We start from the raw sequence: 23,276 nt of genomic DNA, 5'->3' as shown, positions 1-23,276 counted from the left end.
AGAAAACCCCTCATTCCTTTCCGAATGAGGGGTTTTCCTTGTGTCCTTCGGATGTGGCCCTTTCCACCTTCCATACAGCCTGTCTCCGTCATGGAGGTGCAGGTTCCTTCATAAAGCAATAATACGGACAAACAAGGACCGTATATACATAAGCAAGGAAGAAGTGGAGGGTTACCTTGCCGGTCGTGAAAGGAGGGGATCAAGATCGGTCCATCGCTTGGGAGAAGCATTCCCAGGAAGGAAACATGGGAAAAAGTGACGGGGACAGCTCGATATGTAAACGATGCTCCGGCGCCTGGGCTTCTACATGCCAAGCTCGCTGTCAGCCCGCATGCCCACGCCAAACTAGTAGCGATCGATACGTCCGAAGCCAGGAACATTCCGGGGGTAAAAGCGGTTATTACAGGACAGGATTACCCGATCTTGACCGGATCGCCTCTGGAAGACCGCCCCCCGCTTGCCATCGAGAAAGTAAGATATTATGGCGAGCCCGTCGCCCTTGTCGTCGCAGAAGAAGAATATATAGCACAGATGGCGGCTCTTAGGATCAAGGTGGAGTATGAGCTCTTACCGGCCGTCCTGTCTCCAAAAGAAGCTCTTCAAAGCAATGCTCCGCTCGTTCATGAGCATCTGGACAAGTACAAGCGCCATGAGGAGGTTCGCCCGGAACCGGGAACGAACATCGCGAACCGGGTCAAAATACGCAAGGGAAATATGGAAGAGGGCTGGAACAACAGCGTACATACCGTGGAAATCGAAGTCACTTTGCCCCAGTCGGATCATGCCGCTATGGAGATGCGGTGCACGACGGCACAGATAATGCCGGGCGGCAAAGTGATCCTCCATTCGGCTTCGCAATCCCCCTATGTGATTCAGAGAGCGATAAGCGAGTCGTTTCAAGTTCCGCTTCATCAAGTGATTGTTCATACGCCGCTCGTGGGAGGCAGCTTCGGTGGAAAAGCCGCGGTTCAGTTGGAATACCTTGCTTATATGGCTTCCCATGCTGTTGGCGGAAAAGCGGTAAAGCTGGTAAACTCCCGCGAGGTGGACATGATCGCTTCTCCCGTCCATATCGGCCTGGATGCCAAAATCAAGCTTGGCTGTACCCGGGACGGGAAGCTGACGGCCGCCGAATTTGTGCATCTGTTCGATGGCGGAGCGTATTCGGACAGAGGAGTGGTGATGAGCCGGGCGGGCGCTGTGGACTGTACGGGGCCTTATCGCATCGACAACGTCCATTGCGATTCCTTATGCGTGTACACGAACCATCCGTATTCGACGTCCTTCCGAGGATTTGGCCATCCGGAACTGACATTCGCGATAGAACGAGCGATGGACATATTGGCGAAGCGGGTAGGGATGGATCCGCTGGAATTTCGTTTTGCCAATGCGATAGGGCCAGGGGATACGTCCCCGACACAAACGCTGCTGGATAGAAGCAATCTGGGCAATCTGCCCATGTGCATAGCAAAATTGAAAGCATGGCTCGACACGGACGACTCTCCGCAGTACGAAACGCACGGCCATCTCGTTAAGGCGACAGGGGTGTGCTGCTTCTGGAAAAATTCGAATACCCCGACAGATGCCGGAGCGGGAGCTGTGGTCGCATTCAATGCCGACGGAACCGTGAATTTGCTTTGCGGAGCAGTGGAAATTGGCCAGGGGACAAGGACTTCGCTTACCCAATTGTTGGCCGAACGATTGCGTATGGATGAGCGGATGATCCATATCGCTCCGGAGGTCCGTACGGAGACCGACCCCTTTTATTGGAAAACGGTGGCCAGCCGAAGTACCTTTCTGGTTGGCAATGCCATCCTTCGTGCGGCCGATGACGCCATTGCCCAGTTGAAGGGCCTAGCAGCCGTAGTCCTGCAATGCCTGCCGACAGATTTGGATGTCGGAGGCGGCCGGGTGTTCTTGAAAGACGCCCCCGCCACAGGATTAGCAATCGAACAGCTTGCTCACGGCTACACATTTCCGAATGGAACTACAATAGGCAGCCAAGTCATCGGACGCGGCAGCTATACGATGCAGAATTTAACCTTAATGGACCCGGAAACCGGGAAAGGCAAGCTCGGACCGGAGTGGACGGTCGGGGCTCAGGCGGTAGAAGTGGAATGGAATACGAAAGAGTTCACGTACAAAATCATAAGAGCAGCTACGATTGTCGATGCAGGCAAGGTGATCAATCCATTGTTCGCCCGCGGCCAAATTACGGGCGCCATGAGCATGGGCTTAAGCTTTTCCAGCCGGGAAGCTTTTTTCTTCGACGAGAAGGGCGCCGTCCGGAACAATCAAATTCGGACCTACAAATTGATTCGTTTCGGAGAGCAGCCGGAGTACTTCGTCGATTTCGTCGAGACCCCTCATATGGAAGCGCCTTACGGCTTGCGCGGCATCGGCGAGCACGGGCTGATCGGCATGCCTGCCGCATTGGCGAACAGCCTGACGGCCGCTACTGGAGTAGAGCTCAATCGATTGCCTCTGACGCCTGAGACGATCTGGAGGACGATCCATGATCCCGTTTGACTTTGACTATTACAAACCGTCTTCCGTCCCGCTAGCTGCAGAATGGTTTCACCTCTTGCAACAGCAAGGGAAGCATCCGATCTATTACGCCGGAGGGACGGAAATTGTCACGTGGGCACGAACCAACGACATTCATCCGGGTGCTGTCATCGATCTAAAATCCGTACCGGAGTGCAATGTAATGGAGATGCAAGGCGATAAGCTAGTGATCGGTTCTTGCGTCACGTTATCGGCTTTGACCGCGGCGAACCCCTTTCCGCTGCTTAGCGAAACGGCTCGGGGAATTGCCGATCAAACAGCCCGAAACCAGATTACGCTCGGCGGCAACATTTGCGGCAACATTATTTACCGGGAAGCGGTACTCCCGCTTCTTCTGGCGAATAGCCGGATCAGAATTGCCGGGATCGAGGGAATAAGAGAAGCCTCGATTCATCAGGTGTTCTCCCAGAAAATAAGATTGGAAGCCGGCGAGTTTCTTGTGCAGATCGTAACGGACCGAAGCGATTTGTCCTTGCCGTTCGTTCATATCAAAAAACGGCAGATCGGCAGCGTTGGCTATCCTCTCGTTACCGTGGCCGCTCTTAAGAAAGACGAGCGGATTCATACCGCCTACAGCGGCGTCTGCTCGTTCCCGTTTCAATCCGCTGCCATCGATCAGGTATTGAACGATACGTCACTTCCCTTGTCTGCAAGGATTGATCAGGCGGTCGGCCAATTACCCGCGCCCTTGCTGAGCAATGTGGAGGGCTCGGCGGCTTTTCGAGAATTCGTGCTTAAACAAACGATGGCTGAGGCGGTCCATACATTGGAAAGAAGGTGAAGCATGACGCTGCCTCCTCCCGCTATGTATCCGGTTGCTTGTGAAGTAAACGGCGAGAAGCGATTGGTTCGAGTAAGAGCCGCGGACATCCTCCTCTCTACGCTCCGGGACCAGCTCGGACTGACGGGGAGCAAGCCCGGCTGCGAAAACGGCGACTGCGGCGCGTGTACGATCTTGGTGGACGGCCTGCCTGTCAAATCGTGCCTGATGCTTACCGTAGAAGCGGAAGGAAAACAACTGACGACCATCGAGGGGCTGAAGAACTCGCCGGTCCAGCATGCCTTTGTTCGCTATCAGGCGTTCCAATGCGGGTATTGTACCCCCGGCTTTATTATGAACTGCGAAGGATTGCGAAACGCGCACCCGCATGCGGATGAAGAAACGATCCGGGTATGGCTGGAATCCAACATTTGCAGATGCACATCCTATGAGGAAATTCAACATGCGGTGAGGGACGTGTTTACGCCGAAAACATAACGGTGGGCCACGTGCCCGGGGAGGGGAGAGATTGGAAGCAATCCATCGTCTATTGGAAAACGTTCAACGCTCTGGCATGAGAAGCGTGCTTGCAACGATAACTCGGGTGGAAGGCAGCGCATACCGCAAAGAAGGGGCGTCCATGCTGTTTCTGGAAGACGGTTCGCAAGTGGGACTGTTAAGCGCCGGCTGTCTGGAGGCTCACCTCTCCTCGTTCGTGCCGGAGATTGTAGCGACGGGCCGTTCTCGCAGCTTCGTATTCGACATGCAATCGCCGGAGCTTTTGTCCTGGGGGGAAGACACGGGATGCGGCGGGGTTATTCATATCATCATGGAACCGATCGATGCTGCATTCGCCGATCATTTATCCACCTTGAAGCATTATTTGTACCAGCCGACGGAAGTTCTGCTCGTAAAACGATTCGACGCGGACGGCTCCGTCGCCGATTACTGTTTCTTGACCAAAGACGGGCATCGGTTCGGGGAATGGAGGGGAGACTTTCCGCAAACGCTCCTGAATTTGCTGTCGTCCGAGCTGGAGCATAACGGCAAGAGCGGAATGAGGGTTGTCCCTTCCCTCCAATCGGAAGTTTTTGTTCATCTCTACTATCCGAAGCCGCGGCTGATCCTAATAGGGGCGGGGCCTGACGCCAGGCCGGTTGCTGCATTAGCGGCTGCTGCAGGCTTTTCCGTTACCGTCTCCGATTGGCGGGCCGCATTATGCGACCGGAGGTATTTTCCAGATGCCGAGACCATCCTGGTAGGCTTTCCGGAGGAAGCGGCCCCCTTGCTTCCTAGTACCCCTTACGATTATGCCGTTGTCATGACCCGAAATATGGAGAGGGACCGGCAGTGGGTACGGCTTCTAGCGGGACGGCCGCTTCGCTACCTCGGCATAATGGGGGCGAAAAGCAGAACGGAACGGTTGCTGGCGGATGTACCGGTTCCGATGAAGGTTCATTATCCGGTTGGCCTTGCGATCGGAGCCGAAGGGCCGGAGGAAATAGCCGTGAGCATTGCAGCCGAGCTGATCCAGGTGCATGGTAAAACCAGAAAACAGGAGCCAGTCGCCCATGAAACGGAATAACATCGTCGGCATTTATTTGGCGGCAGGACGCAGTACCCGAATGGGAACGGATAAGCTTCGACTTCCCCTCGGGCCGATGAGCTTGGGGAATCATGCGCTGGCTGCAGCGTTAAGCTCCGAGCTGGATTCTGTTGTCGTCGTATCGAATGGCGCTGCGGCGGATTGGATCGACAGCGCCTTTTACAAGGAGCCGTACTGCCGGAAATGGTCGCTTGTTCCCTGCTTAGAAGCACATATGGGGCAAGCGCACTCCCTGCGGTGCGGAATACAGGCTGCACAAGAGAGGAATGCCGGGGCAGCGGTGATCCTGCTGGCGGATCAGCCTCTCGTCACGCAAGAGATGATCACGGAGCTGCTTAACCGCTATCAAACGAACGCCAGCCTCGGTTTTGTCGCCTCCAGATATGACGGCTTGGCAAGGCCGCCGGTCCTTTTTGCCCAGCGCATGTTTCCTGAGCTTATGCAACTTACGCGCGATCAGGGAGCGAGACAACTGATTCGGCGTGACCCATCCGGGAGCTTCGTCGATTTCGCCAGCCCGGGACTTTTCCTGGATGTGGATTCGGCGGAAGATTACGGCCGGCTGCTGGAGCTTTGGAAATCCTGAATCACTTGTTCGGCGTTCATATATAACGCGAGCGGATACTGGTTCTCCATATGGGCGGGCGCCTTTATTTCCAGGGCGAAATCTTTGATAACCGGACGGGGCCCTTCCGGATGATCCCGTTCCTTGTCCCACTGCTTGACAAGCTCTCCCAACGCATGGAAATGATCGGCCCACAAGCGTTGATTGTCTCTCGCGAGTAAACCGGTTCCGGCCCATTTCGTACAAACCCGTATCATGTCCGCAAGATTGGCATAACCGGATCGAAGCTGCTGCATTTGCTGCTTCAATTGGTGCAGGACAGTCCGTTTTTTGGCGCCTAGCGGGTTGTAGCGCAGGCTTTGCTCCGCTTTCTCCAGTTCGGTTGTCGCTTGATGAAGCTCTAGGAACAACGCCTGCAGCTTGGTTTGCAAAGCGTGCGCTTGAGCGGAGGGACAGCCCTCTCGAACCCAAAGCGCCGCGGTTGCAAAATGCTGCGACAAGTGGTCCGCGAAACGCGCCATCTTTTTGCGGGCTTTGGCAACGGTATCGGGAGGGAAGATCAACAATTGGATGGCGAGGGCGACGACGGCGCCGATTAATGTATCGCGGATCCGATCGAAGGGATAGGCGGGCATTTTGGCTTGAAAGTATATAACCAGCAAAATGCTGAGAGCGACCTGTACCATCATGGCATGCTCCAGCTTCAGCCACGATACGACGAGCGCCCCAATAAGCAGAAGGAGACCTATGCTCCAGCCGTTTAAGCCAATATAAGGTGCTAGCAGTACGGTGAACAAAACGCCGGCAACGGTGCCGAGAACGCGCTGCCAGGCAAACTGGATCGATTTGTCGACGGTTGCTTGAATCGCCAAAATGACCGTGAGAGGAGCCAGATACGGATGCTTGGACCCGGCCCACTCCGCGAGCTCCCACGATAGGGCCGCGGCTAAAGCGGGTTTCCAGACAATCCCTTTGTGTTTGATAAAATCGACCAGTTTATTCGTCATTATGGAATTCTCCATCTTCGTCATAGTCGTATCCGTTCCTCATGCCCCCGTACAAATAAAATCCCTGGAAAGCCCCCCGAAACGGCGGTATAGTAACGGTGTCGCAACATTTCCTCTACCCGCTCCATTATTTGATTATTCAACTATTCTGAACCAAATAAAGAGAACCTATTAGAAGGAGGAACAACCTATGAAGGATGCACCTGCACTAATCGATACCGATGTCCATAACCAAATTGGCCCTTTGCTGCCGTATTTGCCAAAGGCCTGGCATGACCGCTATCGGGAAACAGGGATACCCTACGGCGTCCAATACTATTCCTCGGTAGGCGTCAATCGCAAGGATGCGGTTACGGATCAAGGGGGGCCGCCGGGAAGCGACCCTCAGTTCCTGATCCGTGATCATCTGGATCGCTACGGAATCGACTATACGATTCTCACGGGCTCTGGTGTGCTGGGCCTCTCCCTCGACCCCGATCCGGATTATGCGAACGTCCTTGCAACCGCTTGCAACGATCGCATGATCGAGACCTGGCTGAATGTCAGTCCGCGTTTCAAGGGATCTATCTTCATCAATGCGTCGGATCCCGCAGCGGCGGCAGCCGAAATCCGCCGCGTCGCCTCCCATCCCGATATGGTTCAGGTCCTTATGGCGAGCGCCGCACGCATGCCGTATGGCCAGCGCTTCTATCATCCCATCTACGAGGCGGCGGAAGAGTGCGGACTGCCCGTTGCCGTCCATCCCGGCACGGAGGGGAAGGGGATCTCGGGGCCGCCGACGCCGTCGGGTTATCCTACCCGGTATATGGAATGGCATAACATCCTTCCGACCAACTATATGACGCATGTGAACAGCCTTGTCTGTGAAGGGGTGTTTGAGAAATTCCCTAACCTAAAATTTGTGGCGATCGAGGGAGGGATTTCCTGGCTGCCTCACTTGATGTGGCGAATGGACAAGAACTATAAGGCGCTGCGAGAATCCACGCCGTGGCTGAAGCGTCTTCCCTCGGAATACATCAAAGACCATGTCCGGTTGACGACGCAGCCGATCGAAGAACCGGCAAACCCGGAGCATTTGGTGCAAATTCTGCACATGATCGAGGCGGAGAAAACAATCATGTTCTCCTCGGACTATCCGCATTGGGACAACGATAATCCCAAGATGGCGCTCCCGCGGATGCCCAAAGAAATGAGGCAGCGGATATTGGCGGGAACCGCCTCGGAGCTGTACGGCTTGCATACGAAGCCGCTCAGTAAGGACGACGACTCCGGCGAGCAGGCCGAACAAATCGCTGCAGAGTCGAAAGAGGCCCCCGGGAATGCTTGGGGAGAAGAGGAATGAAAAGGCATTGGGTGGCAAAGAAAACGGAGATCCAGGAAAACAAGCAGAGGATTTTCCAGGTCCAGGGCCTCGAGATCGGCTTGTACTGCGTGGAGGGACGCTGGTTTGCGTGGCGCAACGTCTGTCCTCATCAGGGAGCCCCCATATGCAAAGGTCGGGTATGCGGAACGCGTCTGCCTTCCCTCGTCTATCAGTACGAATACGGGATGGAGGAACGGATTTTGCGCTGCCCCTGGCACGGCTGGGAGTTCGACCTGACCACAGGAGAGCATCTGGTCGATTCGGGAACAAAGCTGAGGGGATACGAAGTCGTATGCGAAGGGGAAGACCTGTTTGTCGTGTTCCCCTAAGCTGGCTTGAGACCTGATTCCGATGCGGACCGAACAGCCGGGCTGCTATTAAGGAGGTGGGATGGATGAAGGAGTATCATTGCTGCGCCACTTGCGTTTATTATGAAATCCGCCGCGGGACGGCGGAGAGATTCTTTTGCGGCCGGCTCGGCTATGCTACGCGGCCGTCCTATCGGTTCGACTGTTGGACGCCCAAGGAAACCGTGCGGCGCAGGCTGGAGGCGGAGGCCAAGCTGGAGGCGGAGCGATAGGCGGGACCGTCCCGTTTACAGGTGAGCAGCTGAGCCGGTCCAAGCGAATATAGGTTCCCCTCTCTCTGGTCGGGATGCTATACTGGAGGTTCAGCATGCCATGTACGGAAAAGGGGAAGGCCGATTATGAGACGGGAGACGGAGCAGTTTTTTGACAGCAAGGCAAAGGAGCTCGGCATCAGGCTGAGCAACGTGCAGAGGCAGGCGGCCGCCCATACGGACGGCCCCCTGCTTCTGCTTGCTTCTCCGGGCTCCGGCAAGACGACGACGCTGATTATGCGAATCGGCCACCTGATCCGGGTGAAGGGCGTCCCGCCGGCCCGGATCAAAGCCGTCACGTTCAGCCGGGCGGCGGCTTCGGACATGAAGGAGCGGTTCGCCCGGTTTTTCCCGGAGCTGGCGCCCGTCTCCTTCTCGACCATCCACAGCCTCGCATTCGAGGTGGTTCGCGAGGACGCCCGCCGCACGGGCCAGGCGTATCGGATTATCGAAGGCGATGTGCAGCCTGAGGAGGCCGGTGAGGAGCCGGAGCCCGGCCAGCTGCCGCTGCACAAGAAGATCATTCTGCGCCAGCTGTACCAGGAGCGGACGGGAGAGCGGATTACGGACGACCAGATGGACGAGCTGACGACCTACATCAGCTATTTGAAGAACAAGCGGATGCCCGAGTCCCGCTGGGGCGAGGTCAAGTGCGGGGTGAAGCAGGCGGAGGCGCTGCTGCGCGACTACGAGGCATACAAGAGGACAAGCCATGCCGAGCGGCTCGTCGACTTCGACGACATGCTGACGCTGGCGTGCGAAGCGCTCGAGCGTGACGGCCGTTTGCTGCGCAAGTACCAGCAGCGCTACGATTACGTGCTTACCGATGAGAGCCAGGACACGTCCGCCGTCCAGCACCGCATCGTCGAGCTGCTCGTGCAGCCGCACGGCAATCTGTGCGTCGTCGCCGACGACGACCAGTCGATCTACAGCTGGCGGGGGGCCGAGCCGTCGTATCTGCTCGAGTTCCGCAAGCATTATCCCCGGGCGGAGATTCTGTACATGGAGCAGAACTACCGGTCGTCCGGGATATCGTCAGCGTGGCCAACCGGTTCATCAAGCGGAACCGGAACCGGTACAGCAAAAACATGTTTACGCACAATCCGCCCGCACAGCCGATCGCGATCGAATCCTTCGCCCATTATCCGCAGCAGGCGAAGTATCTCGTCGAGCGGATCCGCGAGCAGGAGAATTTGCGGGAGATCGCGGTCCTGTACCGCAATAACGCCTCCTCGATCAGCCTGATGAACGAATTCGACCGCGCCGGCATCCCGTTCTACATGAAGGATGCGGACAACCGGTTTTTCAGCCATTGGGTGGTCGAGGACATTCTGAACTTCCTGCGCATGACGTTCACGGACAAGCGGCCAGAGCTGTTCATTAAAGTTTGCCGCAAAATGAACGGCTATCTGACAGGCCGGCAGGTGGAACGGCTGCTGGAGCTGGGCGGCGGCCAATCGGTCTTCGACACGCTGCTTACCCGTGTGCCGCTCAAGGATTACCAGATCAAGCCGCTGGAGTCGGCGCGGGAGACGTTCGGCCGGATGGCGGGCATGCCGCCGCTCGCGGCCATCCGGCTGATCCGCTCGCGGCTCGGCTATGAGAAGGCGATCGAGAAAATGTGCGAGCGGCTCGGCTTCCGCAAGGAATACCTGATCGGCATTCTGAACACGCTCGAGGAGATCGCCGATACGCTGGAGACGATGGAGGCGTTCGCGGCGCGTCTCAAGCATCTGGAGACCGCTCTGCGGACGTCCAAGTTCAACAAGAACACAAACGCGGTCACCTTCTCTACCCTCCACAGCGCCAAGGGGCTCGAGTTCGAGCAGGTGTATATGATCGATCTGATCGATGGCATTCTACCTTCCGCCGACGACCGCAAAAAGGACGCGGAAGGAGAACGCGGGCAGATGGAAGAGGCGGTCCGCCTGTTCTACGTCGGCATGACGAGGGCCAAATCCCGGCTGGAGCTGCTCCTCTATAAGGAACGGGACGGGGAGCTCGTGAAGGAATCCGACTTCGTCACGCATGTCCGGCATCTGCAGCGGCCGGCGAAGCCGGGAGCCGGGACCGGGCAGGCAGCGCGTGCAGCAGACTCCTCTGGGCTCCGGCGGGAGGGAGAGCCGCGCGCCGGCACCCGGCAGAGCGAGCACCGTGGCGGCCCGGCCGCCGTGCGTCAGCGCCCGGAGTTCCGCGGGACCGTCAGCCCGGAGGCGCTGCGGACGCGCGAGGAGCTGACGGCGGGACGAGCCGTGCGGCATACCGCGTTCGGAGCCGGGCAGATCGTGGAGGTGAAGGGCGAGCAGGTTCGCGTGCGGTTCGGCGAGACGGAGAAGGCGCTCCTGATCGCCGCCTGTCTCGAGAGGGGCCTGCTAGAGCGCCTGACCGGGGAGGATGGTCAGCCGCTTGACGAAGGCGGGGACGGAGCCCGGCGGATGCGGCTAACGTCCTCTTGACAGCAAAAGAACGCCTGTACTAGCATAGGTTCTATACCTATGCTATTTTATTTGCAAGTGAGGCAGAAGAAGGTGAGAACCAGCGGATTTTGCAAGCGCTTTCCTCGAAGACGCTGCAGAGTTCGTCGATTGGCACGCATGGTCCGCTTAGCGAACCACGAAGCGGGGCGGACTAGGAGGACCCACTGTACAGGAGAGGGGACGAGAGCATGCGGCTGCAGTTTGCCGGGGATTTGGAAGGTCTGGGGGAAGGGCTGCGCCTGCTGGAGCAAGAGCTCGGATTCGAGCAGGCGGCGGACGGACGCCGGGTGGAGGTGACCCGGCATGAGGAGAACCGGCTCACGGTAGAAGCCAAGGAAGACGGCACCTTGACGATCGCCTACCGGCAGAGGATTCACTTTTTCCGTGCGCTGGGTCTGCTGCTAGAGGGGCTTGGGAAGCATGGACAGGCGCCGTTCCGGCTGGAGGAGGAGCCGCAATTCGAGATGAACGGGCCGATGTTCGACGTCTCGCAGGGCGGAGCGGTCCTGCGGACCGGGACGGTCCGGGCGTTTCTGCGGAAGATGGCGGTCATGGGACTAGATATGCTGATGCTGTACACGGAGGACAGCTTCGATGTGAAGGAGCAGCCGTACTTCGGCTACATGCGGGGCCGCTACTCGCAGGAAGAGCTCCGCGAGCTGGACGACTATGCCGACCGGCTCGGCATCGAGATGATTCCGTGCATCCAGACGCTCAGCCATCTGGCGGACGTGCTGAAGTGGAACGCCTTCAAGGACATCCGCGACGACCATGAGACGATGCTGGTCGGGGAAGAGAGAACCTATGAGTTCGTCGAGCAGATGCTGGTGGCGGCGAGCGAGCCGCTGCGCACCAAGCGGATTCATATCGGCATGGACGAGGCATGGAAACTCGGCCTCGGCGAATATCTCGTCCGCAACGGCCTCAAGACAAAGGGCGAGATCATGAACGAGCATTTGCACAAGGTGCTGGCCATTACGCGCCGGCTTGGCCTTGAGCCGATGATGTGGAGCGATATGTATTTCCGCGGCGCTTCGCGGACGGGAGAGTACTATGACCGGGAGAGCGTGATCTCGGACGAGGTGATCGCCGGGATGCCGCAGGACGTCCAGTTCGTCTATTGGGATTATTATCACTTCGACGAAGAGTTCTATACCGAGTGGATCCGCCGGCATAAGCGGTTTGGCTCCATGCCGGTTTTTGCCGGGGGCATCTGGAACTGGAAAGGCTTCGTGCTCAATTACGGCGCCACCTTCGTCTCGACCAATGCGGCGCTGAGCGTCTGCAAGCGCGAGGGCGTCCGGGAGGTGATCGCGACGCTGTGGGGAGACGACGGTACGGAATGCGATTGGTACAGCGCGCTCTTGGGGCTGCAGCTGTTCGCCGAGCACGGGTATGCCAAGGAACTGGACGAGGACAAGCTCCGAGACCGGTTCCTCTTCTGTACGGGCGCGCGGATGGACGATTTTCTGGCTATTAAGTACATCGACGAGACGCCGGGCATCTCGCCGGACAATCTGGAGCTGTATAACCCCTCCCGGTATATGCTCTGGCAAAATCCGATGATGGGCCTGTTCGATGAGAATTTGCGGGGACTGCCGCTGAACAGCCACTATGCCGAGATGGAACGCCGCATGGAGCTGTACGCCGGCCGCAACGGCGAATACGGCTTCGTCTTCGAGCTGCTGCGCTGGCTGTGCCGGGTGCTGGCGCTCAAGGCCGAAGCCGGCGTGCGGCTGACGGACGCCTACCGAAGCGGCGACCGCGAGACGCTGAGCGAGATGGCGGAGGGCGTCCTGCCCGAAATTGCCGCGCGGGTGAAGGAACTGCGCAACTACCATCGCGAGCGGTGGCATGCCGTCAACAAGCCGTTCGGCTGGGACATCCTCGACCTGCGCTACGGCGGCCTGCTCATGGCGCTGGATACGGCCGTCAGCCGGCTCACCGCCTATCTGGAGGGCCGCGCCGAGCGGCTGGAGGAGCTGGAGGAGCCGCGCCTGCCGTTCCAGGGACAGGAAGGGCTCGTCGACTGTTACTTCTATAAGTGGATGCCGACACCGAGCCGGATCGCTCAGTAGGCGGGAGGGACCGCCTCCTCTCTCGGTCGTAAATCTGAGACGGCAGTCTCGACCCGAGCTTACCCGCCTGCTGCTATTTCTAATGCCGCTATGCAGGGCCTTTGGCCCCGCTTGGCGGCTTTTTGGCGGCTGAGGGAAACGGACAAGCGGGCCCAGCTCCCACTTGCATCCATCCTGGCAGCGTCCCGCCGGATTTGACAGAACGAATAAGAGGGTCTATAATGACTTTCAGATACCCATACGGGTATTAGTAATTATCATAATATTAAGCAAATCCGTTAGTGGTTAGCGGATGAACCGCTTATGAGAGGGAGAGAGTATAGCGATGGCGTTATCGAATCAGAAGGAGATCTCTCCGGACGAGCTGGCCGAGAGGCTGGCTAGCGGGGAAGCCCTGTTCATCGTGGACGTCAGAGAGCCCCAGGAGTGGGCGGCCGGACATCTCTCAGGCTCTCTGCACATCCCGCTTGGGCAGCTGCCGCAGCGGGCGGGTGAGCTGGATCGGGAACGGGAGATTATCCTGGTATGCCGCAGCGGCAATCGGAGCGGCCTCGCCTGCGAGCTGCTGGGCGAGCAGGGGTTCCGCACCGTCAACATGACGGGAGGCCTGCTTGCCTGGACAGGCGAGCTGGTCTGACAGGGGGATCGCGGGGACTGGCCCTTTGAGGCGGCCCAGACGCTTCTTTGCATCCTGACAACAACAACAACAAATAAAGGAGAGATGGTTTCATGACGACCAAGAACAAACGAGTAGCCATTATCGCTTCGAACGGAGGCCTCGAAACGGCCTACAAGGTACTCAACATCGCTACGGCCGCCGCGGCACTCGATGCCGAAGTCGCGATTTTCTTCACCTTTGAGGGGCTGTCCATCATTCACAAGGACTCCGAGCAGATGCTGCAGCTGAAGCCGGGGAACGAAGGCATGGCAGAGGGCTTCAAGAGAGCAAATGTTCCTTCTGTCAAGGAACTGATCGAGCTGGCCAAGGAAACCGGCGTGCGCATGATCGGCTGCCAAATGACCATTGATGTCATGGGGCTGGAGAAAGAGCATTTCATCGACGGCATCGAGCTTGGAGGAGCTGCGACGTTCCTCGATTATGCGTTTGACGCCGAGGTTACGCTCAATTTCTAACGGCAGGACCGGAGGGGAAAGGGACTGGGCATTGCGTCCACCCCCGGCCCCCGTATGGTCATTCATTAAATCTATCAGAAAAAAATAGAATAGATAAATGCATAAAAGGAGGTTATGAATGATGGCGGATCTCTCGATTGATGCCAAAGGACTCGCATGCCCGATGCCGATCGTCAAAGCGAAGAAAGGAATCGACTCCTTGCAGAGCGGCCAGACGATGGAGCTGGTTACGACGGATAAAGGCTCACGAAAGGATTTTCAGGCATGGGTCAAGCAAACCAACCACGAGCTGGTGGAAGTTAAGGAAGAGGACGGCGTGTTTACGTTTCTAGTCAAGAAAGGCTGAGTACGACAGCTAGAACGTTAAGCAATTAAAAAATCTTAAGTGGGCCAACGTCGCTGAGCGAAAAGAAGTGTAAGAGGGCCGACTGAGAAGCCTGCCGACGGTGCTGGCGAGAACCGCCCGAACGGGTGGCCATCGTGAATGCCCCGTGCGGCAGAAATTAGGAAGATGCCGAGTAGCGCTGCTGCGGCCGGACTCCGGTTCGTTTGGCGGCCCATCGGTGATGGAGGGAGGAGCGCTGCCCATGGAAGCTCTGCTGATCCTGCCGGCGGCCGCGGGGTTGTGGCTGCTGCGCCGCGCGCTTCCGGTCCCGGGACTTGCAAAACCCGATCCGGCCTGGCTCGGCGAAGCGGCCCGGCCGGCCGCCGTGAAACTGCTCGACGTCCGGGATGCGCTCGATTACGAAGCCGGGCACATTCCGGGCTCGATTAACATATCCGTAGGGCGTCTCGGCTACGTCTGGCAAAAGGGTCTGTCGCCGGACGAGCCTGTGCTCATTCTGGCGGACAGACGGTCCGCCTGCTACCGGGCGGCCCGGATCCTGAAGCGTGCCGGGTTCCGCACTCTGTACGTGCTGCATGACCGCCGTCTGGGGGCGGGACGAGCCGAGACGAATGCGGCTGCCTGTGCATAATCCGAAGCGGCGGCCAAACGAGTCTGGTGCTGTGGGAACCGCAATGGTACGGCATGGATGAGACAAGACCGGCGCCCTACGATAACGAAAGGAAGAGGGCAAGTGAACTACGATGACGATGTCAGAAAAAGGCTGAAGCGGATGGAAGGGCAGGTACGCGGTGTGCTTAAGATGATGGACGAAGGAAAGTCGTGCAAGGACGTCGTGGCCCAGCTGTCCGCCGTCCGAAGCGCGGCCGATAAGGCGCTTGCCTACATCGTCGCCGTCAACTTGGAGCAATGCCTGCTCGAGGAGAAGAACAAGGGGAACGATACCGGCCAGATTGTCCAGGAGGCCGTAGAGCTGCTCGTCAAGAGCCGCTGATTGCAGGCGTTGCTCCGAATAAACGATAAGGAGGGGAGAGGCGTGAGCATGTCGACGATCGTCAATGTGCTGCTGGTTGTCTTGGTGGTCTGGTTCCTCTACTCGCGGTTCGCGCCGGCCAAAGGCCTGCGCAACTTGAGCGGGGAACGATTCAAGACCGAGCTTGATGAATCCAAAGGGCTGCTGGTCGACGTCCGGGAGCCGCACGAATTCCAAGCCGGCCATATCCCGGGAGCGCGGAACGTCCCGCTGTCCCAGCTGAACGGGAGATTGTCCGATCTCCCGAAGGATAAGGAGCTGTTCCTGTACTGCCGCAGCGGCATGCGAAGCAAAAGCGCGGCGCGCGTTTTGCAAAAGAACGGCTACGGCAAGCTTGCCCATCTCCAGGGAGGCATCGGCGCCTGGCCGGGCAAGCTGGCCAAGTAAGCCGGGAAGCCGATGGGAAGCCGCAGAAAGAACATGGACCGGGCAAGTTGGCGGGAAGGCATGCGGCATGGCCTTACGCTGGAATCGATGGGGCCTGGCTGGAGCCACGGCCAGGCGGTCGGCAGAATTCCGGCCAGGCGAAAGCAGACCTTCGGGCGATGACGGCCCGAAGGTCTTTTTTGCGCAGCCGCTTACGGCCGGAAGCTTTTTTGCCAGGGACGTCCGTTCATACTATGATGGGGGGAGAGGGCCAGCCTGGCCGTGAACAACGAGCAGGGGGAGAGACATGGAGAAGAAGGGTAAGACCATCCTGATCATAGAAGACGACGCCAAAATCCGGAGGCTCGTTGCCCTCTACCTGGACAAGGAGGGCTACGAAGTGCTCGAGGCGGCAGACGGAGAGGAAGGCGCCCGTCTGTTCGAGCGGCATGATCCGTGCTTCGTCATCATGGACCTGATGCTGCCCAAGCTGTCCGGTGAGGAGCTCTGCCGGCGGATCCGAAGCGATCTGCGCAGCGACGTGCCGCTCATCATGCTGACCGCCAAGGGGAATGAGGAAGACCGGATCCGCGGCCTTGAGATGGGAGCGGACGATTACGTAACGAAGCCGTTCAGCCCGCAGGAGCTGGTGGTCCGCGTGGAGACCGTCCTGCGGCGCACGGCGCACCGGTGCGGCAAGATCAGCTACCGCGGCTTGACGGTCAAGCCGATGCGGGGCGAAGCGCGGTACAACGGCGAGACGGTGCCGCTGACGGTCCACGAGTTCCGGCTGCTGCATGTCTTGATGCGGCACCCGAACCAGATTTTGTCGAGAGAGCAGATTCTGGAGGCACTCTACCCGAACGACACAAAGCTCGTCGTGGACCGGACGATCGACGTGCACGTCAGCAAGCTGAGAGACAAGCTGGATAAGGTCCAGGCCGACGGCGATCTCATCGAGACGGTGCGGGGAATGGGGTATCGGTTTGCGGCCTACTAGCTCTCCTACATATCGTTGTGCTGTAAGATGGTTCTTGACGCAGCCGTCATTTCGGGTCCTCCTTGATCCCGGAATGCCGGGACTTTATCGTTCCTTAACACAGGCTTGGTACGCTGAAGAGAATCCGGGCTTCCGCCCGCGTTCCCGCCAAGCTTTCCAACTAACGACTACCTAACCGGCAAAGGAGGCCGCCCATGCAAGTCGTCGCGCTCGGCCCGTTCGTCGTCAACCTTTCGCTCCTTCTCGCGGCGGCGTCCGCTCTGGCCGGATACATAGCACTCGCCTGGCGGCTGCGGACAGCACAGAGCGAAGGACGCAAGGAGACGCTCGACCGGCTGCTGAATCTGTTCATCGTCGCCGTGCTGATCTGGAAGTTCAGCCCGCTCGTGCTGGACTTTCCTTCGGTCGTCCGGCATCCGGTATCGCTGCTGTACTTTACCGGCGGCACCAAGGGGCTGCTGCTCGCCGGCGTCTACGCGCTCGGCGCCCTGCTCTACGGAGCCCGAAAGCGGGGCCTCCCGCTGCTGCACGACGCCGACGCAGCGCTGACCTGGCTGCTGGCCGGCCTCGGCGTCCACCGGCTGCTGGCCTACTCAGCTCCGCTGGAGCCTGCGCCCGGCGTCTGGCTGCTCGGCGAGACGCTGCTGGCCGCCGTGCTGGTCGGCCTTCAGCTGCGCGCCAAGCGGCCGCTGGGGGAGGCTTACCCGCTGACGGTCACCGTCATGTGGTACGGTATCGGCCGGTTCGCTCTGACGCTGCCCGGCCGCGTGCCGGGGGAGCTTCCGCTCGGCTTTACTGGAGGGCAGCTGGCGCTCCTTGTTGCAGCCTGCCTATCCTTCGTTATTAAGATCCTTTTGGAACGAAGAAACGAGCTTTAACGAATCTAAACAATTCCCTGTTACGCTAACGGGAGAAGGGGGAAAGTGGAGTGGAACAGATCACCGTCTTAGTGGCATTCGCCGCAGGCCTGCTGTCGTTTTTGTCGCCCTGCGTGTTCCCTCTCGTGCCGGCCTATGTGTCGCACATTACGGGAGCGATCGTGGAAGGGGGGCGCGTCGCGGCGGGGCGCCGTCTGCTGCTCGTCCGCTCGGCAGGATTCATCCTCGGCTTCAGCCTCATCTTTGTGGCGATGGGCGCGTCGGCCAGCGTGCTCGGGCAATTCTTTGCCATGCAGCGGGATCTCATCGAGAAGCTCGGCGGCCTGCTCATCATCGTCTTCGGCCTGCAGATGGCGGGTGTGCTCCGGCTGAAGTGGCTGATGGGCACCAAAAGCTGGGGGGAGACGAAGCGGGGGGGAGGCTGGTGGAGTTCGGTGCTGCTTGGCCTTGCGTTCGGGACCGGCTGGACGCCGTGCGTCGGGCTGGCGCTCTCGTCCATTCTAATCCTGGCCGGTTCCTCGGAATCGCTCTACCAGGGGATGGGGCTTTTGTCCGTCTTCTCGCTCGGCCTCGGCATCCCGTTCCTGCTCATCTCCGTGGCCATCACCTATTCGCTGTCGCTGGTGAAGCGGATCAACCGGTTCCTGCCGGTGCTCGGCGTCGTCAACGGATGGCTGATGGTGGCGCTGGGCCTGCTTCTGTACACGGGCCAGATGCAGAAGATGAGCGCGTGGCTGGCCCGTTATTCGCTCTTTAACTTTTGAGCCAGGAAGGGGTTCGCATGTGAAGCTGCGCAATGTGTTCATAGCCGTTCTTTTGCTTGGACTGGTGGCCTGGGGTGTCTACGACACGGCCCAGAAGAAGAAAGCCCCGCTATCCCAGCCGCCGCAGGCCGCGGCGCCGCAGGGAGAGGGGGCGTCCGAGGCTGCTCCCGGCGTGGCCGTCGGGAATACCGCGGTCGATTTTATGCTGACGTCGCTGGACGGCAAGCCGGTCAAGCTGTCGGATTACCGGGGCAAGCGGGTCATGCTGAACTTTTGGGCGACGTGGTGTCCGCCATGCCAGGCCGAGATGCCGCACATGGAGAAATTCTACAAGAAATACGCGGACGAGGGCGTCGTCATGCTGGCGGTCAATCTGACGCACACGGAGAAGGCGGCAGGCGACGTGCCGAAGTTCGTGGAGGAGTACGGCTTGTCCTTCCCGATCGTATTGGACGAGAAGGGAGAGGTCAGCAGCCGCTACCAGGTCGTCGCTTACCCAACGTCGTTCATTCTCGACTCGCAGGGCGTCATCCAACGCAAGTTCCAGGGTGCCATCAACTATGACACGATGAAGGAAACGTTCGCCAAGGTGAAATGAGGAAGAAGGGGCTGCCCAGAGGGCGCCCTTTTTTGTGTCTCAGAACGCAAACACGCAACAGATTTTCGAATAGTGACAATTTTGTGAATATTCTATTGCATTCCCGTCAGGGATCTTTTACCATATAGTTAGAAAAGAAACTTTACTAACTAACATCGTAAAAGGGAGGGAAACCATGAGGCTTCAAGGAAAATCCGCTGTCGTCACGGGAGCGGCCCGCGGGATCGGCCAGGCGATCGCCCGCAAATTCCTCGAGGAAGGCGCCCGCGTCGTCATCTGCGATCTCGACGAGGAGAAGGTGGAGGCGAGCGTCCGGGAGCTGAGACCATACGGCGCTGTCGAGGGAATCCGGTGCGACGTCACCCGCCGGGAGGAAGTCGAGCGGCTGGCGGCGTTCGCCCAGGAGAAGCACGGGACGATCGACGTGCTGGCGAACAACGCGGGCATCGCCCGCTTCGAGCCGTTCCTCGCCATCACCGACCGGAACTGGCAGGATACGCTGGATGTCAATCTGACCGGGTCGTTCCTATGCTCGCAAGTCGTCGCGCGGGTGATGAAGGAGCAGCGGAGCGGCGCCATCGTTAACATGGCGTCGACCAACGGCATTCTCGGCGAGCCGGGACTCGCGCATTACAATGCGACCAAGGCCGCCATCATCCTGCTCGGCAAGTCGATGGCCATCGAGCTCGCGCCCTACAACATCCGCGTCAATTCGGTCTGTCCGGGGTTCATCCTGACCCAGCTGGCGCTGGAGGGAGGCATGTCTGAGGAAGAAGTGAAGAGCTACACGGCCAAGATACCGCTCAATCGGTACGGCCGGACGGAAGATGTTGCAAACGCTTTCAGCTTCCTGGCTTCCGACGAGGCCGCGTTCATTACTGGCACCGAGCTCGTCGTGGACGGAGGCCAGATCTGCCAGGAGTAGATGCCGAGAGGAGGTAACCGCATGCGTGAAGCGATTGAACGCTGGGTGGACGATCACCGCGACTATATCCTCGCGTTCACCAAGGCGCTGGTCTCGATTCCGAGCGAGAACCGCTATCCGTCCGGCGACGAGAAGCAGGTACAGATGTTTCTGTTCCGCTACCTGGGCGCGCTGGACTGCGAGACCGACCTCTTCCTGCCGACCGATGTGCCGGGCCTGACGGAGCATGAGGGCTACCTCGGAGGCCGCGACTACCGGGACCGCCCGAATGTCGTGGGGAGAAGGAAGGGAGCCGGGGGAGGACGCTCGCTCCTGTTTTCGGGCCACGTCGATACCGTGCCGAGGGGAGACGATCCGTGGACGGTCGATCCGTTCGGCGGCATCGTCAAGGACGGCAGGCAATATGGACTCGGGCTGTTCGATATGAAAGGGGGGATGGCGGCCGCGATTCTCGCGCTCGAGCTGCTGCGGGAGCTGAACGTCACCCTGCTCGGCGACGTGTTGGTCGAGACGGTCGTCGACGAGGAATACGGCGGCGCCAACGGCACGCTCGCCTGCCGGCTCCGGGGCTACGAGGCGGACCTCGCGATCGTGCCGGAGCCGTCCAATCTGGCCATCTGCCCGGCCCATCAGGGCGGCAGCATGTTCCGGATCGTGTTCGAGGGCAGGGCAGGGCGGGCCTTCAGCGGCGAGACGCTGGTCAACCCGGTGTTCGCGGCCGCACGCTTCCTGGACATCTTCCGGGAATACGAGCGCTACCATGCGGCGAAGCGGTCCTCTTCTCCTTGGTTCGCCGCCGATCCCGGCCCGCCCGCCTATGTGCAGGGGGTCCGAGCCGGCCCGGCTCACCTGCCGCTGACCGACCGGGTGCCGAGCAGCTGCTCGATCGACGTCTGGATCCAATGCTACCCGGGGACGACCGAGGAGGAGCTGCGGTGCGACTTTGAAGCCTTCTGCCTGGAACGGGCGGCCGGCGACGAGCTGCTGCGGAGCATGCCGCCCATCATCCAGAAGCTCATCCGCTTCCTGCCGGGGACGGAGATTCCGTCGGGCCATCCGGCGCTCGACGTGCTTGCGGAAACGGCGCGCGAGCTGCATCCGGGCGGCCTCCCCGTCCAGGGGGCGCCGTTCGCCTGCGATGCCTTCGTTTTCCACCGGTACAGCCGGACGCCCTGCATCATCTGGGGGCCGAAGGGCGGCAACGCCCACGCGGCGGACGAATACATCGACGTGGAGGCGTTCTTCCTGCTCGTCAAGCTGTATGCGCTTACGATCGTGCAATGGTGCGGAGTCGCAGCCATCGGGCGGCCTCGCAGAACCGACCGGGGGTGAGTCCATGAACATGCACAACGGCGCGGCCGCCGCGGAGCCCAAACCCGCCGGCGGCCGCAGGACGCGGCGCAGGCTGCGCCTCGCCGGCGGGCTCGCGCCCTACCTGTGGCTGGCGCCGAGTCTTCTGCTCATCATTCTTGTCACCATCTTTCCGATCTTCGAGCTGTTCTCCACCGCCCTGTCCAAGGTCAGCCTGTCCGGGGTGAAAAAGGGCTACGTCGGGCTTCAGAACTTCTCGAACGTTCTCCGCGACCCGGTCTTCTGGGGCGTGCTCAAGAACACGCTCATCTGGACAGTCGGGGTCGTGGGCATCAGCACCGTCCTGTCGCTCGGCATCGCCCAGCTGCTCAACCAGGAGTTTCCGGGCCGCCGGCTCGTCCGTTCGGCGCTCATCGTCCCATGGGCGGTTTCGCTTATCATCACCTCGGTGATCTGGCGCTGGATTCTCGACTACCATTACGGGGCGCTTAACCTGATTCTCCAGAAGCTCCACCTGATCGACCAGAACATCTATTGGCTGGCTTCGCCCGCCACCTCCTTCCCGGCGATGATCGGGGTCGGCATCTTCGTCACGATTCCGTTCACAAGCTTCCTGTTCCTGGCGGGACTGCAGGCGATCCCCGGCGAGCTCTATGAATCGGCCGGTGTCGACGGGGCGAACGGCTGGTCCAAGTTCGTTCATGTTACCCTGCCGATGCTGCGGCAGCCGCTCATGATCAGCACCGTCCTGAACACCATCTATGTCTTCAACTCGTTCCCGATCATCTGGTCGATGACCAAGGGCGAGCCGGTGAACCAGACGGACACGATCATCACCTACCTGTATAAGCTCGCCTTCGTCGCCCACAAGATGGGGGACGCCGCCGCCGTGTCGGTTATCAGCTTCCTCCTGCTCCTCCTGTTCTCCGTCGCCTATATCGGCCTTGTTATGAGGAGGGAATAGCCCATGCAGAGAACGCTCAGGCGCAACAAAGCGCTAGTGACGGCAGCCGCCTACGCGCTGCTCGCGGTCCTGGTCTTTCCGTATCTCGTCATGCTGCTCGTCGCCTTCAAAAGCAAGGCGGAGGTCTACTCCATCCCGCCCACATTTCTCCCCATCAATTGGACGCTCTCCAACTTCGTCGATATCTGGAGCAAGGTGCCCCTCGCCGATTATCTGCTCAATACGCTCACCATATCGGGCGGCGCCACTGTGCTGACGCTCCTGTGCGCCATTCCGGCCGGCTATGTGCTGGCGAGAATGCGGTTCGCCGGCAAACGGTTCTACCTCTACCTCATCGTCGTCACCCAGATGTTCTCGCCGATCGTTTTGCTCGTCGGGCTGTTCCGCGAGATCCAGTGGTTCGGTCTCATGGATTCGGTCTGGGGTCTCGTGCTGACGAACGCGGCGTTCAATCAGGCATTCGCCGTCTGGATTCTGAGCGGCTACTTCGCGACCATCCCCTACGAGCTCGAGCAGGCCGCCTGGCTCGACGGCTGCACCAAGTGGCAGGCGCTGCGGCGTGTGACGCTGCCCCTGGCTCTTCCCGGCATCATCACGACCGTCATCTTCGTCTTCATCGCTGCCTGGAACGAATTCGCCGTGGCGCTCACCTTCATCACCACCGAAACGAACAAGCCGCTCACCGTCGGCATCTATGCGTTCTTCGGCATGTACGACGTGCAGTGGCAGTATGTATTCGCCACCTCTCTGGTGGCCATTGTGCCGGTCGTCATCCTGTTCCTGTGCATAGAGAAGTATCTGATCAGCGGCTTGACGGCGGGCGGCGTCAAGCATTAAGCCGGCGGTGCAGACCGCTTGCAGCGGCGCTTCGGCCGGACGCCCGGATTCCCTATTAAGCGACCTATAGGAGGAAT

Annotated in this window: 24 protein-coding genes and 1 pseudogene; 24 read left to right on the top strand and 1 reads right to left on the bottom strand. The window is 59.5% G+C overall.

Going from position 1 to position 23,276, the window contains the following annotated elements; all coding sequences use genetic code 11:
• Positions 1-255: 255 nt before the first annotated feature.
• From KJS47_RS20060 to KJS47_RS20040, 5 genes are all read left to right on the top strand, one after another.
• Positions 256-2,529 (top strand): xanthine dehydrogenase family protein molybdopterin-binding subunit, encoded by a 2,274-nt coding sequence (locus tag KJS47_RS20060; RefSeq protein WP_249716580.1) that lies wholly within the window; start codon positions 256-258, stop codon positions 2,527-2,529.
• Entirely contained in the window at positions 2,516-3,349 is an 834-nt protein-coding gene (locus tag KJS47_RS20055; protein WP_213527049.1) for an FAD binding domain-containing protein, read from the top strand. The genes KJS47_RS20060 and KJS47_RS20055 overlap by 14 nt, the downstream gene beginning before the upstream one ends.
• 3 nt (positions 3,350-3,352) lie before the next feature.
• A complete protein-coding gene (locus KJS47_RS20050; RefSeq protein WP_249716578.1) occupies positions 3,353-3,826 on the top strand; it encodes a (2Fe-2S)-binding protein in 474 nt (157 codons plus the stop codon).
• Positions 3,827-3,902: 76 nt separating this feature from the next.
• Positions 3,903-4,913, top strand: a complete 1,011-nt coding sequence (locus KJS47_RS20045; RefSeq protein ID WP_249716603.1) for an XdhC family protein — start codon at positions 3,903-3,905, stop codon at positions 4,911-4,913.
• Entirely contained in the window at positions 4,900-5,520 is a 621-nt protein-coding gene (locus tag KJS47_RS20040; RefSeq protein WP_213527046.1) for a nucleotidyltransferase family protein, read from the top strand. Before KJS47_RS20045 ends, KJS47_RS20040 begins: the two co-directional genes overlap by 14 nt.
• On the opposite strand, the gene KJS47_RS20035 is transcribed toward KJS47_RS20040, so the two are convergent.
• Positions 5,487-6,506, bottom strand: coding sequence for an FUSC family protein (locus tag KJS47_RS20035; protein ID WP_213527044.1), 1,020 nt, complete (start codon positions 6,504-6,506; stop codon positions 5,487-5,489). The two genes, KJS47_RS20040 and KJS47_RS20035, sit on opposite strands and share 34 nt — an antisense overlap.
• A gap of 190 nt (positions 6,507-6,696) precedes the next feature.
• Between KJS47_RS20035 and KJS47_RS20030 the strand changes: the two genes are divergently transcribed.
• The 19 genes and pseudogenes from KJS47_RS20030 (at position 6,697) to KJS47_RS19940 (ending at position 23,199) form a co-directional block, all read left to right on the top strand.
• The gene (locus KJS47_RS20030; RefSeq protein ID WP_213527042.1) at positions 6,697-7,848 is read left to right on the top strand and encodes an amidohydrolase family protein; all 1,152 of its coding nucleotides are present in this window, start codon (positions 6,697-6,699) and stop codon (positions 7,846-7,848) included.
• Positions 7,845-8,198 carry a Rieske (2Fe-2S) protein gene (locus KJS47_RS20025; protein ID WP_213527040.1) on the top strand — a complete coding sequence of 118 codons (354 nt, stop codon included), beginning with the start codon at positions 7,845-7,847 and terminating at the stop codon, positions 8,196-8,198. The genes KJS47_RS20030 and KJS47_RS20025 overlap by 4 nt, the downstream gene beginning before the upstream one ends.
• Positions 8,199-8,263: 65 nt before the next feature.
• A complete protein-coding gene (locus KJS47_RS20020; RefSeq protein ID WP_213527038.1) occupies positions 8,264-8,449 on the top strand; it encodes a hypothetical protein in 186 nt (61 codons plus the stop codon).
• Positions 8,450-8,575: 126 nt separating this feature from the next.
• Positions 8,576-10,944: pseudogene (locus KJS47_RS20015) on the top strand (ATP-dependent helicase).
• 209 nt (positions 10,945-11,153) lie between these two features.
• Complete coding sequence (locus KJS47_RS20010; protein ID WP_213527036.1) at positions 11,154-13,043, top strand: beta-N-acetylhexosaminidase; 1,890 nt, start codon at positions 11,154-11,156, stop codon at positions 13,041-13,043.
• A 325-nt stretch (positions 13,044-13,368) separates the two neighbouring features.
• The gene (locus KJS47_RS20005; protein ID WP_213527034.1) at positions 13,369-13,680 is read left to right on the top strand and encodes a rhodanese-like domain-containing protein; all 312 of its coding nucleotides are present in this window, start codon (positions 13,369-13,371) and stop codon (positions 13,678-13,680) included.
• A 92-nt stretch (positions 13,681-13,772) separates the two neighbouring features.
• A complete protein-coding gene (locus KJS47_RS20000; RefSeq protein WP_213527032.1) occupies positions 13,773-14,177 on the top strand; it encodes a DsrE/DsrF/DrsH-like family protein in 405 nt (134 codons plus the stop codon).
• Between the two features lie 121 nt (positions 14,178-14,298).
• Positions 14,299-14,523, top strand: a complete 225-nt coding sequence (locus KJS47_RS19995; protein ID WP_213527180.1) for a sulfurtransferase TusA family protein — start codon at positions 14,299-14,301, stop codon at positions 14,521-14,523.
• Between the two features lie 241 nt (positions 14,524-14,764).
• Positions 14,765-15,154, top strand: coding sequence for a rhodanese-like domain-containing protein (locus tag KJS47_RS19990; RefSeq protein WP_213527030.1), 390 nt, complete (start codon positions 14,765-14,767; stop codon positions 15,152-15,154).
• Between the two features lie 57 nt (positions 15,155-15,211).
• Positions 15,212-15,517, top strand: a complete 306-nt coding sequence (locus KJS47_RS19985; protein ID WP_213527028.1) for a metal-sensitive transcriptional regulator — start codon at positions 15,212-15,214, stop codon at positions 15,515-15,517.
• 48 nt (positions 15,518-15,565) lie between these two features.
• Positions 15,566-15,943 (top strand): rhodanese-like domain-containing protein, encoded by a 378-nt coding sequence (locus KJS47_RS19980; protein ID WP_306433038.1) that lies wholly within the window; start codon positions 15,566-15,568, stop codon positions 15,941-15,943.
• Positions 15,944-16,229: 286 nt separating this feature from the next.
• A complete protein-coding gene (locus KJS47_RS19975) occupies positions 16,230-16,922 on the top strand; it encodes a response regulator transcription factor (RefSeq protein WP_213527024.1) in 693 nt (230 codons plus the stop codon).
• A 194-nt stretch (positions 16,923-17,116) separates the two neighbouring features.
• Positions 17,117-17,800: a hypothetical protein gene (locus KJS47_RS19970; protein WP_213527022.1), complete on the top strand. Its 684-nt coding sequence runs from the start codon at positions 17,117-17,119 to the stop codon at positions 17,798-17,800.
• Between the two features lie 50 nt (positions 17,801-17,850).
• A complete protein-coding gene (locus KJS47_RS19965; RefSeq protein WP_213527020.1) occupies positions 17,851-18,564 on the top strand; it encodes a cytochrome c biogenesis CcdA family protein in 714 nt (237 codons plus the stop codon).
• A 19-nt stretch (positions 18,565-18,583) separates the two neighbouring features.
• Positions 18,584-19,162, top strand: a complete 579-nt coding sequence (locus tag KJS47_RS19960) for a redoxin domain-containing protein (protein WP_249716575.1) — start codon at positions 18,584-18,586, stop codon at positions 19,160-19,162.
• A 175-nt stretch (positions 19,163-19,337) separates the two neighbouring features.
• Complete coding sequence (locus KJS47_RS19955; protein WP_213527018.1) at positions 19,338-20,087, top strand: SDR family NAD(P)-dependent oxidoreductase; 750 nt, start codon at positions 19,338-19,340, stop codon at positions 20,085-20,087.
• Between the two features lie 21 nt (positions 20,088-20,108).
• Complete coding sequence (locus KJS47_RS19950) at positions 20,109-21,419, top strand: M20/M25/M40 family metallo-hydrolase (RefSeq protein WP_213527016.1); 1,311 nt, start codon at positions 20,109-20,111, stop codon at positions 21,417-21,419.
• Positions 21,420-21,423: 4 nt separating this feature from the next.
• Positions 21,424-22,362, top strand: coding sequence for a carbohydrate ABC transporter permease (locus tag KJS47_RS19945; protein ID WP_249716573.1), 939 nt, complete (start codon positions 21,424-21,426; stop codon positions 22,360-22,362).
• A 3-nt stretch (positions 22,363-22,365) separates the two neighbouring features.
• The gene (locus KJS47_RS19940) at positions 22,366-23,199 is read left to right on the top strand and encodes a carbohydrate ABC transporter permease (RefSeq protein WP_213527014.1); all 834 of its coding nucleotides are present in this window, start codon (positions 22,366-22,368) and stop codon (positions 23,197-23,199) included.
• The last annotated feature ends 77 nt before the right edge of the window (positions 23,200-23,276 follow it).

This window comes from Paenibacillus sp. J31TS4 (assembly GCF_018403265.1).
GTDB lineage: Bacteria > Bacillota > Bacilli > Paenibacillales > NBRC-103111 > J31TS4.
Note: the sequence above shows the minus strand (reverse complement) of the source record. Positions and strands in the feature narration are given on the sequence as shown.

Bases quoted from the DNA above. Each gene is read 5' to 3' on its own strand.
- KJS47_RS19955 (WP_213527018.1), top strand. From the start codon at position 19,338: ATGAGGCTTCAAGGAAAATCCGCTGTCGTCACGGGAGCGGCCCGCGGG.
- KJS47_RS20005 (WP_213527034.1), top strand. From the start codon at position 13,369: ATGGCGTTATCGAATCAGAAGGAGATCTCTCCGGACGAGCTGGCCGAG.
- KJS47_RS20045 (WP_249716603.1), top strand. From the start codon at position 3,903: ATGAGAAGCGTGCTTGCAACGATAACTCGGGTGGAAGGCAGCGCATAC.
- KJS47_RS20035 (WP_213527044.1), bottom strand. From the start codon at position 6,506: ATGACGAATAAACTGGTCGATTTTATCAAACACAAAGGGATTGTCTGG.
- KJS47_RS19985 (WP_213527028.1), top strand. From the start codon at position 15,212: ATGAGACAAGACCGGCGCCCTACGATAACGAAAGGAAGAGGGCAAGTG.
- KJS47_RS20020 (WP_213527038.1), top strand. From the start codon at position 8,264: ATGAAGGAGTATCATTGCTGCGCCACTTGCGTTTATTATGAAATCCGC.
- KJS47_RS19990 (WP_213527030.1), top strand. From the start codon at position 14,765: ATGGAAGCTCTGCTGATCCTGCCGGCGGCCGCGGGGTTGTGGCTGCTG.
- KJS47_RS19980 (WP_306433038.1), top strand. From the start codon at position 15,566: ATGTCGACGATCGTCAATGTGCTGCTGGTTGTCTTGGTGGTCTGGTTC.
- KJS47_RS20025 (WP_213527040.1), top strand. From the start codon at position 7,845: ATGAAAAGGCATTGGGTGGCAAAGAAAACGGAGATCCAGGAAAACAAG.
- KJS47_RS19995 (WP_213527180.1), top strand. From the start codon at position 14,299: ATGGCGGATCTCTCGATTGATGCCAAAGGACTCGCATGCCCGATGCCG.
- KJS47_RS20010 (WP_213527036.1), top strand. From the start codon at position 11,154: ATGCGGCTGCAGTTTGCCGGGGATTTGGAAGGTCTGGGGGAAGGGCTG.
- KJS47_RS20055 (WP_213527049.1), top strand. From the start codon at position 2,516: ATGATCCCGTTTGACTTTGACTATTACAAACCGTCTTCCGTCCCGCTA.
- KJS47_RS19970 (WP_213527022.1), top strand. From the start codon at position 17,117: ATGCAAGTCGTCGCGCTCGGCCCGTTCGTCGTCAACCTTTCGCTCCTT.
- KJS47_RS20050 (WP_249716578.1), top strand. From the start codon at position 3,353: ATGACGCTGCCTCCTCCCGCTATGTATCCGGTTGCTTGTGAAGTAAAC.
- KJS47_RS19975 (WP_213527024.1), top strand. From the start codon at position 16,230: ATGGAGAAGAAGGGTAAGACCATCCTGATCATAGAAGACGACGCCAAA.
- KJS47_RS20040 (WP_213527046.1), top strand. From the start codon at position 4,900: ATGAAACGGAATAACATCGTCGGCATTTATTTGGCGGCAGGACGCAGT.
- KJS47_RS19950 (WP_213527016.1), top strand. From the start codon at position 20,109: ATGCGTGAAGCGATTGAACGCTGGGTGGACGATCACCGCGACTATATC.
- KJS47_RS20000 (WP_213527032.1), top strand. From the start codon at position 13,773: ATGACGACCAAGAACAAACGAGTAGCCATTATCGCTTCGAACGGAGGC.
- KJS47_RS19940 (WP_213527014.1), top strand. From the start codon at position 22,366: ATGCAGAGAACGCTCAGGCGCAACAAAGCGCTAGTGACGGCAGCCGCC.
- KJS47_RS20030 (WP_213527042.1), top strand. From the start codon at position 6,697: ATGAAGGATGCACCTGCACTAATCGATACCGATGTCCATAACCAAATT.
- KJS47_RS19945 (WP_249716573.1), top strand. From the start codon at position 21,424: ATGAACATGCACAACGGCGCGGCCGCCGCGGAGCCCAAACCCGCCGGC.